Origin of the sequence: Lysobacter auxotrophicus (assembly GCF_027924565.1) — a bacterium.
Lineage (GTDB): Bacteria > Pseudomonadota > Gammaproteobacteria > Xanthomonadales > Xanthomonadaceae > Lysobacter_J > Lysobacter_J auxotrophicus.
The window spans coordinates 998,140-1,011,852 of sequence record NZ_AP027041.1 but is presented as its reverse complement, the minus strand read 5'-3'; the positions used below and the strand labels follow the sequence as shown (position 1 = coordinate 1,011,852).

General features: G+C 68.5%; 13 protein-coding genes. 7 read left to right on the top strand and 6 right to left on the bottom strand.

Annotation, left to right across the window (positions count from 1 at the left end; genetic code table 11):
* Positions 1 to 323: 323 nt before the first annotated feature.
* Positions 324 to 2,597, bottom strand: coding sequence for a DUF1631 family protein (locus tag LA521A_RS04505; RefSeq protein WP_281781166.1), 2,274 nt, complete (start codon positions 2,595 to 2,597; stop codon positions 324 to 326).
* A gap of 143 nt (positions 2,598 to 2,740) precedes the next feature.
* On the opposite strand from LA521A_RS04505, the gene LA521A_RS04500 reads away from it, so the two are divergent.
* From LA521A_RS04500 to LA521A_RS04490, 3 genes are read left to right on the top strand one after another with little or no spacing between them, the layout of a single operon-like run.
* Entirely contained in the window at positions 2,741 to 3,343 is a 603-nt protein-coding gene (locus LA521A_RS04500; protein ID WP_281781165.1) for a nitroreductase family protein, read from the top strand.
* Entirely contained in the window at positions 3,328 to 4,278 is a 951-nt protein-coding gene (locus tag LA521A_RS04495; protein WP_425494566.1) for a 5'-3' exonuclease, read from the top strand. Before LA521A_RS04500 ends, LA521A_RS04495 begins: the two co-directional genes overlap by 16 nt.
* Positions 4,279 to 4,315: 37 nt before the next feature.
* Positions 4,316 to 4,882 carry an NUDIX hydrolase gene (locus LA521A_RS04490; protein ID WP_281781164.1) on the top strand — a complete coding sequence of 189 codons (567 nt, stop codon included), beginning with the start codon at positions 4,316 to 4,318 and terminating at the stop codon, positions 4,880 to 4,882.
* Positions 4,883 to 4,932: 50 nt separating this feature from the next.
* Here LA521A_RS04490 and LA521A_RS04485 read toward each other — a convergent pair whose 3' ends face one another.
* Together LA521A_RS04485 and pip are read right to left on the bottom strand one after the other, a co-directional pair.
* Positions 4,933 to 6,345: a sugar porter family MFS transporter gene (locus LA521A_RS04485; protein ID WP_281781163.1), complete on the bottom strand. Its 1,413-nt coding sequence runs from the start codon at positions 6,343 to 6,345 to the stop codon at positions 4,933 to 4,935.
* A gap of 130 nt (positions 6,346 to 6,475) precedes the next feature.
* A complete protein-coding gene (gene pip, locus LA521A_RS04480) occupies positions 6,476 to 7,420 on the bottom strand; it encodes a prolyl aminopeptidase (RefSeq protein ID WP_281781162.1) in 945 nt (314 codons plus the stop codon).
* 165 nt (positions 7,421 to 7,585) lie between these two features.
* Between pip and LA521A_RS04475 the strand changes: the two genes are divergently transcribed.
* The gene (locus LA521A_RS04475; protein WP_281781161.1) at positions 7,586 to 8,209 is read left to right on the top strand and encodes a hypothetical protein; all 624 of its coding nucleotides are present in this window, start codon (positions 7,586 to 7,588) and stop codon (positions 8,207 to 8,209) included.
* Between the two features lie 69 nt (positions 8,210 to 8,278).
* Here the strand turns inward: LA521A_RS04475 and prmC are convergent, their stop codons facing one another.
* Entirely contained in the window at positions 8,279 to 9,139 is an 861-nt protein-coding gene (gene prmC / locus LA521A_RS04470; RefSeq protein WP_281781160.1) for a peptide chain release factor N(5)-glutamine methyltransferase, read from the bottom strand.
* Between the two features lie 218 nt (positions 9,140 to 9,357).
* Here prmC and ahpC point away from each other — a divergent pair, with 218 nt between their 5' ends.
* The 3 genes from ahpC (at position 9,358) to oxyR (ending at position 12,757) form a co-directional block, all read left to right on the top strand.
* Complete coding sequence (gene ahpC / locus LA521A_RS04465) at positions 9,358 to 9,921, top strand: alkyl hydroperoxide reductase subunit C (RefSeq protein WP_281781159.1); 564 nt, start codon at positions 9,358 to 9,360, stop codon at positions 9,919 to 9,921.
* Positions 9,922 to 10,132: 211 nt separating this feature from the next.
* Complete coding sequence (ahpF, locus tag LA521A_RS04460) at positions 10,133 to 11,719, top strand: alkyl hydroperoxide reductase subunit F (protein WP_281781158.1); 1,587 nt, start codon at positions 10,133 to 10,135, stop codon at positions 11,717 to 11,719.
* Positions 11,720 to 11,821: 102 nt separating this feature from the next.
* Complete coding sequence (oxyR, locus tag LA521A_RS04455) at positions 11,822 to 12,757, top strand: DNA-binding transcriptional regulator OxyR (RefSeq protein ID WP_281781157.1); 936 nt, start codon at positions 11,822 to 11,824, stop codon at positions 12,755 to 12,757.
* A 110-nt stretch (positions 12,758 to 12,867) separates the two neighbouring features.
* Here the strand turns inward: oxyR and LA521A_RS04450 are convergent, their stop codons facing one another.
* Both LA521A_RS04450 and LA521A_RS04445 read right to left on the bottom strand, forming a co-directional pair.
* On the bottom strand, positions 12,868 to 13,389 hold the full coding sequence (locus LA521A_RS04450; RefSeq protein ID WP_281781156.1) for an adenine phosphoribosyltransferase: 522 nt from the start codon (positions 13,387 to 13,389) through the stop codon (positions 12,868 to 12,870).
* Between the two features lie 47 nt (positions 13,390 to 13,436).
* Positions 13,437 to 13,712 (bottom strand): putative signal transducing protein, encoded by a 276-nt coding sequence (locus LA521A_RS04445; protein WP_281781155.1) that lies wholly within the window; start codon positions 13,710 to 13,712, stop codon positions 13,437 to 13,439.
* Position 13,713 lies beyond the last annotated feature (1 nt).

Sequence of the window (13,713 nt, the reverse complement as noted above, 5' to 3'; positions counted from 1 at the left end):
GGTACGAATCGGGAATCGGGAATCGGGAATCGATTTTCGTTGAGCGAGCGGGGAAAGCGACTTGGCGCGACAGGCGGTCGGAAAGCTTCGTGGGTGATTCTTTGATGCGCTGAGTTGGAAGCGTGGAAAGTCCCTGGATCCCCGCCTTCGCGGGGATGACGATCAGGTACAGGGACAACGACGATGGCAACGGCTCTTGTAGCCCGGGTAAGCGAAGCGCACCCGGGACGGAGGAGTGGCGTGCCCCCGGGTGCGCTTCGCTTACCCGGGCTACAAAGGCGCTGTTGCTGTTGCTATCGACCGCGGTTGCGACCAAGCGCCACTCAGCGTGTCGCCGATGCCCGGTCCAGATGCCGCTTCACCTGCCGCATCGCCTCGTCGAACGCCGTGCGTTCGGCACCGATGGTCAGGCGGCCGGCGCCGGCGAGCGCCGCCAGCTCCTCGGCCGACGCGACCAGCACGCGCAGGCCGCGGCGGTTCACCAGCAGGTAGCGCGAGGTGAGCGGGCTCAGCCAGGCGACCTTCACCGCCGTGCTTTCGCCTTCAACATTGGTCAGGCGCAGCCAGTCGCCCACTTCCAGCGTGCTCATGCGCTCGGCGAGCAGCGGGTCGTGGCGGACGGTATCGGTGCCGGCGGCCAGCCACAGGCGACGCTCGGCTTCGCCGGAATCGTCTTCCGGCATCGACAGCGGTTCGGCCGGGCGTTGGCGACGCGGCGTGTCGGGCGTGGCTAGGGCGCGCACCAGCCCCGCCATGCCGTGCTGGGCGGCACTGTCGTCCAGGCCGGAGCTGGCGAGGCAGTCGATGATGGCCGGCTGCAGGGCCAGCAGCTGGTCGGCGAGTTCGCGTCCGCGACCTTCCCCGGCGAGGCGGTCGGCCATCACCAGCGCGTCGCCGAGCGCGATCGCCTCCGCGTGGCGGCGCTGGTCGGCGTTCTCGCGCAGCAGCGTCTGCACGACATGGTGGCGCCACGGCATGGCGAGGAAGTCCGCCACCGCCTGCGTCAGCGTCGTGTCGCCCAGGCGCTCTTCCAGCGCGGACTCGGCCTGCGCGCGCGCGGCGCCCAGACGCTCTCGGCCGTAGGTCGCCTTCGCGGCGCGCTGCTCCTGCAGCTCGAAACGGCGGCGCTGCTGCGCCAGGACAGCGTCGAGCTCGGCGTGCGCCATCTCGAACACCGCGAGGTCTTCGTTGTAGTCGGCCACGATGCGCTGCGAAATCTCGGTCGCGCGATCGAGCAGCTCGCGATCCTGCGGCGTCTCGCCATCGTTGCCTTCGCAGGCCTCGGTGATCGCGTCGAGCAGGCGACGCGCCGGATGCTCGCGCTTCACGAACACGGCGTTGTCGGTCAGCGCGACCTTCACGTACGGCAGCACGAGGCGCGCGTACAGGCGGCGCGCACGATCCTGCAGCGCGTTGTGGCGGAACAGCGAGTCGAACAGCATCGCGACCAGGTCGATCGCGTCTTCCTCTTCCGGACTGAAACAGGCCTGGTCGGGATTGAGGCCGAGGCGGCGCGCGCCGTCCTGCAGGTGGTCCCGGATGGTTTCGCCGAGGCGGCCGGTGACGGCCAGCGCGCGTGCGAACGCGTCCGGCGGCTCGGCCTGCAGCAGCGAGGCCACGCTGAGGATCTCGTCCACGCGCATTTCGCGACGCTGCCCCACCGGGCGCTCGGGCGCATGCGTGCCGCCGCTGCCGGTGGCGACGTCGCCGCGCGAGATGGACTCGCGCCAGGCGTGCAGCTGGCCGCGCAACTGGGCCAGTTCCTGGGCCATCGCGGCGATGTCCTGCTGCGACATCGGCGGGGCCGAACCGCGTCCCGGTTCGCCGACCGTGCCCGGGCCCGGGCCGTAGCCGCCGGGGGCGCCGTAGCCGTCCTGCGGACCATAGCCACCACCGTAGCCGGCCGGCGCAACGCCTTCAGCACCGCGGCGCAGTTCTTCCGGCGGACGCGGCGCGAGCGGCGCGCCATAGCCGGAGCTGCCCAGCAGCGCGTTGATGCGTGCGTAGAGGTCGCCGAGCAGTCGGATCAGTTCGGTTTCGTAATGACGGAACAGGCGGCCGCGCAGCGTGTCGGGCACCTGGGCGTCCTGCAGGGTCTGCGAGAACGCCGTGACCAGGCGTTCCGGCCCGATCGGGTTGAGCCCCGCCGGCACGCGCAGCGACTCGGAGAGCGCCTGCAGGCGGCTCTGCAACGTGTCCAGCGGGCGGGCGAAGCGCGCGACCAGCGATTCATTGAGGCGGCCGCTGGCCAGCTCGTATTCCAGTTGCTGTTCGTCGAGCAGGCGCAGCGGGACTTCGCCGCCGCTGCGGATGCGCAGCGCGCGGAAGTCGTCGAAGGCCTGGGCGATCTGCTGGCGGAACTTCATGACGTGCGTGGCCTGGTGCTGGCGCAGCACCCACAACGCCGCCTGTTCCTCGTAATGGTTGGTCTTGCCGTCGCCCTTGAGCATGGCGACCTTGAGAGCGTCTTCCACGGGTCCATACAGCGTGCCCGGCAGGCCGCCGAGGACCTCCAGGGACAAACGCTTGATTTCCTCGAGCACGCGCAAGGGATCGGTACGCGTGGCTTGAGCGACGCCGTGCGGGTAGCCGGACACTTCGATGTCCCCTGTTACATCATGAAGCGGTGCGAAGAGATGACGCGGAACTTGGACCAGACCTGCCGCTCGCCGGCAGTTCCCCGGCGCATAGTGGCAAGATACGACACCTCTTGCAGGCCCACATTAGATAATTGTGACTGATGTCGCTAAACACTTCTGACCCTCGGCAAATCGACCTGGCCCTGGCCGGGCTGGACGCCCGCCGGTCGGTCCCGCCCAAGCAGCTCGGCGAGCCCGCCCCCGATCCCGACACCCTCCTGCGCATGCTCCAGTCGGCCGTCCGCGTGCCCGACCACGGCAAGCGGGTTCCGTTCCGGTTCCTGAGCTTCCGGGGCGACGCCCGGCACGCGTTCGGCGAGCGCCTGGCCGCCCGCAGCCGCGAGCGCGACCCCGGCGCCAGCGAGGCGGTATTCGAGAAGGACCGGAGCCGATTCTCTCACGCGCCACTGGTCGTGGCCGTGATCGCCGTGCTCGGTCCGGACGAAAAGATTCCTGAATCCGAGCGGTTCTCCACGGCCTCGTGCGTCTGCCTGACCCTGCTCCAGGCCGCCCAGGCGCTGGGCTTCGCCGGGATCTGGCTGACCGGCTGGCTCGCCTACGACGAGGAAGTCGCCCGCTGGCTCGGCCTGGCGGGGCATGAGCGCGTGGTCGGCTACATCCACCTCGGCACGGCCAAGCTGGACGCCCCCGAGCGCGACCGCCCGGATCCGCGCGAGCTGCTGACCGAATGGACGCCGTCGTGAGCACGCCCGCCGCAACGCCCGGCACGGGCACGCTTTATCTGGTCGACGCGAGCATGTACGTGTTCCGCGCGTGGCACTCGATGCCCAACGAGTTCCACGACACCGACGGCTGGCCAACCAATGCCGTGCACGGTTTCGCGCGCTTCCTGCTGGAACTGCTCGACCGGGCGCGTCCGCAGCACATCGCCATCGCCTTCGACGAGGCACTGGACTCGTGCTTCCGCAACGCGATCTACCCCGCCTACAAGGCAAATCGCGAATCCGCGCCGGAAGAGCTGCGCCGCCAGTTCGTCCACTGCCGAACGCTGTGCGCGGCGCTGGGCCTGGCGGTGCTTTCGCACGGCGAGTACGAAGCCGACGACCTGATCGGCAGCGCGGTTGCGGCTTCGCGCGCGCACGGGTTCCGCTCGGTCATCGTCTCGGCCGACAAGGACCTGTCGCAGTTGCTGGGCGATCACGATGAGCAGTGGGACTTCGCCAAGGGCCAGCGCTGGGGCGCGGCCGGCGTGCCGGAGCGCCACGGCGTCGGCGCGCACCAGATCGCCGATTACCTCGCGCTTACCGGCGACGCGGTCGACAACATCCCCGGCGTGCCCGGCATCGGCTCCAAGACGGCCGCCGCGCTGCTGGGGCATTTCGGTTCGCTCGACGCGCTGCTCGAACGCGTCGAGGAAGTGCCGTTCCTACGCCTGCGCGGCGCCGCGTCCACCGCCGCGAAGCTGCGCCTGCATCGCGAACAGGCGTTGCTGTGCCGCCAGCTGACGACCATCGCACTGGACGCGCCGCTGGGCGAGACCTCGCTGCACTTCGCGCGCGGCAACGCCGATGCGGCGATCCTCGGTGCGTTGTGCGACTCGCTGCGCTTCGGTCCGATGACGCGCCGCCGGCTGTACCAGTCGGCCGGGCTCGACTTCGCCCCGTCACAGGCGTCGTAATAGCATCGGACGCAAACGCAACGAGCCCCCGCACCGCATGAACGCCAAGCCCGCCGGACACGACGACGAACCCGTGGAAACCCTGTACGAAGGCCCGTGGCTGCGCATGCTGCGGCGCGGTCGCTGGGAGTACGTCGAGCGCACCACCGGCGACGGCATGGCGGTGATCGTCATCGCCGTGACGCCCGAGGACAAGCTGCTGTTCGTCGAGCAGTTCCGCGTGCCGCTGGGCGCGCCGACGATCGAAATGCCCGCCGGCCTGGTCGGCGACAACCACGACACCGACACGCTGGAAGCCGCCGCCGGTCGCGAACTGATCGAGGAAACCGGCTGGGCCGCGCAGCGACTGGAAGTGCTGCTGGTCGGCCCGACATCGGCCGGCATGAGCAGCGAACGCATCGCCTTCGTGCGTGCGCGCGGCCTGACGCGCGTGGGTTCCGGCGGCGGTGTCGACAACGAGGACATCACCGTCCACGAAGTCCCGCGTGCGCAGGCGCCGGCGTGGCTCATGCAGAAGCAGCGCGAAGGCTACGAGCTCGACCTGAAGCTCTGGGCCGGGTTGTGGATGCTCGAACACAATCCGGACGGCTCGCCGGCGGATTGATCCGCCAGGCCATCCCTCTCCCACCGCAGGAGAGGGAGGCCGCGCGGGCCTCAGCCCTGCATGTCTTCCAGCTCGATGCCGCGCGTTTCGCGCACGGCCTTGAGCACGAACACCAGCGACACCAGCGCGAACGTCGCGTACAGGCCGTAGGCGAAGCTCAGGCCGATCTCCGCCAGCTTCGGGAAGCTCACCGTGATGGCGAAATTCGCCAGCCACTGCGCCGATGCCGCCACGGCGAGCGCGATCGCGCGGATGCGGTTGGGGAACATCTCGCCCAGCAGCACCCACACCATCGGGCCCCAGCTCAGGCCGAAGAACACGACGTACGCATTCGCCGACACCAGCGCGACCATGTTCCACGGCTGCGGCAACGACAGCGCCGTGCCGGTGCCGGTCGCCTGCGCGAAGCACAGCGCCATCAGGCCCAGCGTCACCGTCATGCCGATGGATCCCACCACCAGCAGCGGCTTGCGGCCGATGCGGTCCACCAGCGCGATGGCCAGCAGCGTCACCAGCACGTTCACGATCGACGTGACGACGGTGATGGTGAAGGCGTCCGACTCGCTGAAACCGACCGAATGCCACAACGTCGAGCTGTAATAGAAGATGACGTTGATGCCGACCGCCTGCTGGAACACCGACAGCGCGATGCCCACCCACACCACCGGCAGCAGGCCGAAGCGCGGACCGCGCAAATCGCGCAGGCGCGGACGCACTTCGCTGGCGAGGCTGCGGCGGATGTCCTGCAGCTTCAGTTCCAGGACCGGTCCATCGCCCAGCGCAAGCATCTGGCGCAACACGTCGCGCGCCTCGTGGATGCGCCCCTTCGCCACCAGGTGGCGCGGCGATTCGGGAACGCCCAGCACGAGCGTGCCGTAGATCAGCGCCGGCACCGTCGCGACGAGGAACATCCAGCGCCACGCTTCCAGCCCGAGCCACGCCGGCTTGGCCGCACCGCCCGCGACGCCGGCGATCCACGCATCGCTCAGCAGCGCGGCGAAGATGCCGAGCACGATGGCCAGCTGCTGCAGCGATCCCAGTCGACCGCGCACGTGTGCCGGCGAGACTTCGGCGATGTACGCCGGCGCGATCACCGACGCGACGCCGATGCCGACGCCGCCGACGAAGCGCCACGCGATCAGGTCCCACAGTCCGACGACCAGCCCCGACCCGAGCGCGCTGGCAGCCAGCAACACGGCCGCCACCTGCATCGTGCGCACGCGCCCCCAGCGATCGGCGACCGGCCCGGCGTACCACGCGCCCAGCGCCGCGCCGAGCAGCGCGCACGACACCGCGAAGCCGATGCGCGCCGCGTCCAGCGCGAAGCCGCCGCGGACCGCGTCCACCGCGCCGTTGATCACGGCCGAATCGAAACCGAACAAAAAGCCGCCCATCGCGGCGGCCAGGGAAACCAGCACCACGCGCGAGGTGGCGTGCTGCTGTGCGTGCATCGTCGTATCCATCGTCTCTCCGGGACGCCCACAACGGGCGCCGTGCGCGGCCGATTGTGCGTGGCCGCGCGCGCAGCGGAAGACGTGAATACGTATGCATGCGCCCGGACCGGTCGATCCGGCCCAGGCGCATGAGAAAAAGTCAGCCGGCGAAACGATCCGTGGCGCGCACCAGTGCGTCGACGTTCTCCGCCTCGAACGCGGAGTGGCCGGACGCCGGCGTGATCTCCAGGTCCGCTTTCGGCCACGCTTTTTTCAGGTCCCACGCGTTCGCGACCGGGCACACGACGTCGTACCGGCCATGCACGATCACCCCCGGGATGTCGGCGATGCGATGCGCGTCGCGAAGCAGCTGATCGTCGACTTCGAAAAATCCGCTGTTGACGAAGTAGTGGTTTTCGATACGCGCGAACGCGAGCGCGAACTGCGGATCCTCGTGACTGGCGGCGAAGTCCGGATCGATGTGCAGGAAGCTCGTCGCGCCTTCCCACACGCTCCACGCCTTCGCGGCAGCAAGGCGCGTGGCTTCGTCGGGCGAGGTCAGGCGACGATGGAACGCGCTGATCAGGTCGTGGCGCTCCACCACCGGGATCGCGGCGAGGTAGTGCTCCCACGCGTCCGGGAACAGGCGCGAGGCACCCTCCTGGTAGAACCATTCCAGTTCCCAGCGACGCAGCATGAAGATGCCGCGCAGCACCAGCTCGGTCACGCGCTGCGGATGCGCCTGCGCGTAGGCAAGCGCGAGCGTCGAGCCCCACGAACCGCCGAACACCTGCCACGCCTGGATGTCGAGCTTCCCGCGCAGGCGCTCGATGTCGGCGACGAGGTCCCACGTGGTGTTGTCGACCAGGTCGGCGTGCGGCGTCGAACGCCCGCTGCCGCGCTGGTCGAACAGCACGATGCGGTAGCGCGCCGGATCGTGGAAACGCCGCATCTTCGCGCTGCACCCCGCGCCCGGACCGCCATGCAGCAGCACGACGGGCTTGCCGTCGGGGTTGCCGCACTGCTCGTAGTACAGCGTGTGGCGCTCGTCGACCTTGAGCGTGCCGCTGTCGAAGGGTTCGATCTCGGGGTAAAGCGTGCGCATCGCGTGATCTCGCCGAATGAGTGGACAAATTCTAGCGCGCGCACCGACGACGACGTTTTCTCGCCAAACGAATTTTTAAGAACCGTCCGATGGGGCACGGCGTGCAGGCGCGGGTTTACTGCGCGCCCGGCCGTTGCCGGATTGCCCCCTCATAAGGAACACCCCGTGAAGAAGTCCCTGTTTGCCCTGGCGCTCGTCGCCGCTCCCTTCTTCGCCCATGCCAGCGAGTCCAACGGCATCGGCTACACCTACGCGCAGCTCGACTACGTCTATCAGGACGGCGCGCAGATCGACGGCTTCAACACCTACCCGAACGGCTTCAACCTGAGCGGCTCGTACGCGTTCACCGACAACGTGTTCGCCACCGCCTCCTACGGCGGCACCGAAGACTCGCGCTACCACGCCAAGTACAAGAACCCGAACTGGTCGCTGGGCGTGGGCTTCAACAACGCCATCGGCGCGAACGCCGACTGGGTCTCGCAGCTCACCTACGTCGACAGCGACGCACGCGTCCGCCTGGATTCGGATTTCTGGGGCTGCACCGACTGCCGCGCCAACATGAACTACCAGGGCGGCACGATCACGACCGGCGTGCTCGGTCGCGTCGTCGACGGACTCACCGCCAACGCCTACCTGGGTTACGAGGATTACAACCACCGCTACGACGGCAACTTCTTCGCCGACTTCGGCGTGGTCTACGCGTTCAACAAGACCTGGGGCCTGCACGGCGGCCTGAAGCTGGCCGAAGGCGTCGACACCTACACGGTCGGCGTGCGCGCAAGCTTCTAAGCGTCACCGCCTCGTCGTTTCGGAGGGCCCGCATTGCGGGCCCTCTGCTTTTGCCGGACTGGAACGCACTCAACGTCGGCCGAGCGTCACGCGGTCGCGCTGTTCCCAGTCCTGCGCGGTCTCCACCTGTTCGAAGCCGGCGCGTTCGAAGATCGCACGCACCACCGGGCCCTGGTCCCAGCCGTGCTCCACCAGCAGCCAGCCGCCGTCGTTGAGATGCGCCGGTGCATCGGCGGCGATCCGGCGGATGTCGTCGAGCCCGTCCGCCCCGGACGCCAGCGCACTCGCCGGTTCGAACCGCAGATCGCCCTGCGACAGGTGCGCATCGTCGTCGGCAATGTACGGCGGATTGCTGGCGATCAGGTCGAAGCGCTCGCCCGCGAGCGGTACGAGCCAGTCGCCTTCGCGGAACTCCACGCGCGTCAGTCCCAAGGCTTGCGCGTTGCCACGCGCGACGAGCAGCGCCGGCGCGCTCGCGTCGGTCGCCACGACGTGCGCGAGCGGACGTTCGTACGCGATTGCCAGCGCGATGGCCCCTGTACCGGTGCCCAGGTCGGCCACGCGCGATGGCGTGTTTTCCGGCAGGCGCTCCAGCGCGAGTTCGACCAGCCGTTCGGTCTCCGGCCGGGGAATGAGCGTCGCCGGCGTCACCGCCAGATCGAATCGCCAGAACCCGCGCCGGCCGAGCAGGTAGGCGACCGGCTCGCCCGCCACGCGGCGATCGACGAGCCCCTGGAACGCGGCAACCTGATCCGGCGCAGGGACGTCGTCGCGATGCGTGTAGAGCCAGGTCGGCCCGACGCCCAGGGCGTGGGCGAGCAGGCGATCGGCCTCCGCCCGGGCTTCGTCGCCGGGCAGCCGGCGGGCGGCTGCGGCGAGGAGTTCGCCGACCGTGGCGGCCGGTTGGGGGGAACTGGGGGTAGTGGGCATCCGGCCATTCTGGCGTGCCGCACGCCGGCCGGCAGCCCTTGCGCCGCGCGGCGGTACCCGCATGTCGAATGGATGCCGGTTCCTATCGACCCGGCACGCTCATAGACAAAATCTATCGTATTGATCTCATCAATCAACTTGATGGATAGGATTGGCGACCCTAACCTAGTCGCACTGGTTTTCCACCCCTCACCCACCCAGCCAAAGGAATCATCCTGATGTCGCTGATCAACACCGAAGTCCTTCCGTTCAAGGCCACCGCCTACAAGAACGGCGAGTTCATCGAAGTCACCAATGCCGACCTGAAGGGCAAGTGGTCCGTCGTGTTCTTCTACCCGGCCGACTTCACCTTCGTCTGCCCGACCGAGCTGGGCGACCTCGCCGACAACTACGCCGAATTCCAGAAGCTCGGCGTCGAGATCTACGGCGTGTCGACCGACACCCACTTCACGCACAAGGCGTGGCACGACACCTCCGACACGATCAAGAAGATCCAGTACCCGCTGGTCGGCGATCCGACGGGCGTGATCACCCGCAACTTCGGCGTGATGATCGAGGAAGCCGGCTTGGCCGATCGCGGTACCTTCGTGATCGATCCGGAAGGCAAGATCCAGATCGTCGAGATCAACGCCGGTGGTATCGGCCGCGATGCGGGCGAGCTGCTGCGCAAGGTCAAGGCCGCCCAGTACGTCGCCGCGCATCCGGGCGAAGTCTGCCCGGCCAAGTGGAAGGAAGGCGAGCAGACCCTGAAGCCGTCGCTGGACCTGGTCGGCAAGATCTGACGACCGCAGGCCGCGCCCTGCCAGCAGGGCGTGGCATGGACGGGGCGGCGATCCGCGCAGCGCGCAGCCGCCCCGCTCCAACGCCTCCGTCGCGAGGCCATCCGGTCGGATCGACCGCCTCTTTCGAATGTCGCGACGCCCGGGCCTCTCTCCCTCCCTCCGCCCGGGCGCTCGCGGCGTTCACCCTCACCAAACGCATTGGAGTCATCGCATGTTGGACGCCGATCTCAAGACCCAGTTGAAGGCCTACCTCGAAAAGGTCACGCAGCCGATCGAGCTCGTCGCCTCGCTCGATGACGGCGAGAAGTCGCGCGAGCTGGAAGGCCTGCTGCAGGACATCGCCGCGCTGTCGGACAAGATCGCCTATTCGCGTCGCGACGACGACGCGCGCCGCCCGTCGTTCGCGATCAACCGCGCCGGCACCGATGTGGGCGTGCGCTTCGCCGGCATTCCGATGGGCCACGAGTTCACCTCGCTCGTGCTCGCCCTGCTGCAGGTCGGCGGGCATCCGTCCAAGGCCGCGCCGGAATTGCTGGAGCAGGTGCGCGACCTCGAAGGCGAATACCACTTCGAAACCTATTTCTCGCTCTCGTGCCAGAACTGCCCGGACACGGTGCAGGCGCTGAACCTGATGAGCGTGATCAACCCGAACATCCACCACGTCGCCATCGACGGCGCCCTGTTCCAGAACGAAGTCGAGCAGCGCCAGATCATGTCGGTGCCGACCGTGCTGCTCAACGGCCAGCCGTTCGACCAGGGCCGCATGACGATCGAACAGATCATGGCCAAGCTCGACACCGGCGCATCAACGCGCGACGCCGAGAAGATCAGGGCCAAGGACGCATTCGACGTGCTCGTCATCGGCGGCGGCCCGGCTGGCGCCGCGGCGGCGATCTACGCCGCGCGCAAGGGGATCCGCACGGGCGTGGCGGCCGAGCGTTTCGGCGGCCAGGTGCTGGACACGATGGCGATCGAGAACTTCATCTCGGTCACCTACACCGAAGGCCCCAAGCTCGCCACGGCGCTGGAACAGCACGTTCGCGAGTACGACGTCGACATCATGAACCTGCAGCGCGCGAGCAAGCTGATTCCGGCCAGCGAGCCGGGCGGCCTGATCGAAGTGCAGCTGGAGAACGGCGCGTCGCTGAAGTCGCGCAGCGTCGTGCTGTCGACCGGTGCGCGCTGGCGCCAGATGAACGTGCCCGGCGAGCAGGACTACAAGAACAAGGGCGTGGCGTACTGCCCGCACTGCGACGGTCCGCTGTTCAAGGGCAAGCGCGTGGCGGTGATCGGCGGCGGCAATTCGGGCGTCGAGGCCGCGATCGACCTCGCCGGCATCGTCGCGCACGTGACGCTGATCGAGTTCGATGCGCAGCTGCGCGCCGACGAAGTGCTGCAGCGCAAGCTGCGTTCGCTGAAGAACGTGGACGTGATCGTCAGCGGCCAGACGACCGAAGTGCTCGGCGACGGCCAGAAGGTCACCGGCCTGGTCTACAAGGACCGCATCGAGGGCGACGCGCACCGCATCGACCTGGAAGGCGTGTTCGTGCAGATCGGCCTGCTGCCCAACACCGAGTGGCTGAAGGGTTCGGTGGCGCTGTCGCCGCGTGGCGAGATCGAAGTCGATTCGCACGGCCGCACGTCGGTGCCGGGCGTCTTCGCTGCCGGCGACGCGACGACCACGCCGTTCAAGCAGATCGTGATCGCGATGGGCGAAGGCTCGAAGGCGGCGCTGAGCGCCTTCGACCACCTCATCCGCACCAGCGCACCGGCCCAGGCCACCGCCGCCGCTGCATGACGAAACCCACGCGCCCTTCGCTCGCTTGCGGGCGGGGGGCGCGGGGTTGATGCTTCACCCGACACGCCGCCTCCACGCAGTCATCGACGCGAGGGAACCGCCTTGAACCTGCGCGATCTCAAGTACCTGGTGGCCCTGGCCGACCACAAGCATTTCGGCCGCGCCGCGGCGGCGAGCTTCGTCAGCCAGCCCACGCTGTCCACCCAGATCAAGAAGCTCGAGGACGAACTCGGCGTCGCGCTCGTCGAACGCGCGCCGCGCCGCGTGATGCTCACGCCGGTCGGCCGCGAAGTCGCCGAACGCGCGCGCAAGGTCATCGCCGACGTCGAACAGATGGCGGAAATCGCGCGGCGCAGCCAGGACCCGGAAGCCGGAACGGTGCGTCTGGGCCTGTTCCCGACGCTCGGCCCGTACCTGCTGCCGCACGTGGTCCCGCGCTTGCGGCAACGTTTTCCGCGACTGGAACTGCTGCTGATCGAAGAGAAGACCGACCAGATCCTGCAGCGTCTGCGCGACGGCCGCCTCGACGCGGGGCTGCTCGCGCTGCCGATCCACGACGACCAGTTGCACGTGGAAGTGCTGTTCGACGAACCGTTCCTGCTGGCCGTGCCGCAGCAGCATCCGATGGCCGAACAGGATTCGCTGGAACTGGGCGACCTCGACAACCAGCACCTGCTGCTGCTCGAGGAAGGCCACTGCCTGCGCGACCAGGCGCTGGATGTCTGCCACATGGCCGGTGCCGACGAGCGCGACGGCTTCCGCGCCACCAGCCTGGAAACCCTGCGGCAGATGGTCGCCGCCGGCGTCGGCATCACGTTGCTGCCGGTGCTCGCCGTGCAGCCGCCGGTGCCGTCGTCGCCCGACATCCACCTGCTGCGTTTCCGCGGCAACCCGCCGCATCGCCAGATCGCGATGGTGTGGCGCCGCAGTTCGGCGATGGGCGATTTCCTGAAGCAGCTCGCGGCGCAATTCCGCTCGCTACCCGAGCAGTTGCTGCGGCCGCCGCAGCCGGCGCCGTCGCAGGACAGCCGGCTGTAGTAGCCAGGCTTTAGTAGCAGCCCGGTTTTTGTCGCGTAGTTTTTGTAGCCCGGGTAAGCGAAGCGCAGCCGGGCTACAACAGCTACAACAGCGTCGACCGCGTCGAACGATCAGTAATGCAGCAACGAATGCAGGCGCACGTCGGCGCCCCAGCGTTCGCGCCCACCCAACGCATCCAGTTCGATCAGCACGCTCGCGCCGACCAGGTTCGCGCCGAGCTTCTCGACCAGCTCGCGCGCGGCCGCCAGCGTGCCGCCCGTGGCGAGCACATCGTCGACGATCAGCGTGCGCTCGCCCGGACGCAGCGCGTCGCTGCGCGCCTGCAGGCGATCGGTGCCGTATTCCAGCGCGTAATCCACCTCGACCAGCGGCGGCGGCAGCTTCCCCGGCTTGCGCAGCGGGACGAAACCCGCGTGCAGTTTCTGCGCGAGCGCCGCGCCGAAGATGAAGCCGCGCGATTCGATGCCGCACACGGCCTGCACCTCGCTGCCCTGCCACGGCTCGGCCATCGCGTCGATGCAGCGCGCGAAACCGCCCGCGTCGGCCAGCAACGGGGTGACGTCGCGAAAGGTGACGCCGGGCTTGGGGAAATCCGCGACGGCGCGGATCAGGGAATCGAAATCGAAGGACATGGCGCGAGGTCCGCGAAACGGCCGGTCACGATACCGGAAAGCGCCGTTCAGGCCGGAAGCCAGCCCTGCGAAGAATCCGGGGCCGCATCGTCGTCGGCCAGCGGCTCGACGGGCTGGTTCAGCGGCAATGCGTCGACGATCTCCTTCGCCTGCGGCCAGATCACGTCGGGCACGCACACCAGGATGGCCCCGAACAGCGGCAGCTCGCCCATGCCGCCCGTCAGCGCCTCGCCCTGCAGGAAGACGGGGATTTCCCCCGCCTCCAGCGCGTGCCGCACGAGGTGGGCGTCGATGAGGTTCGCGGCCTGGTAGACGATTTTCATT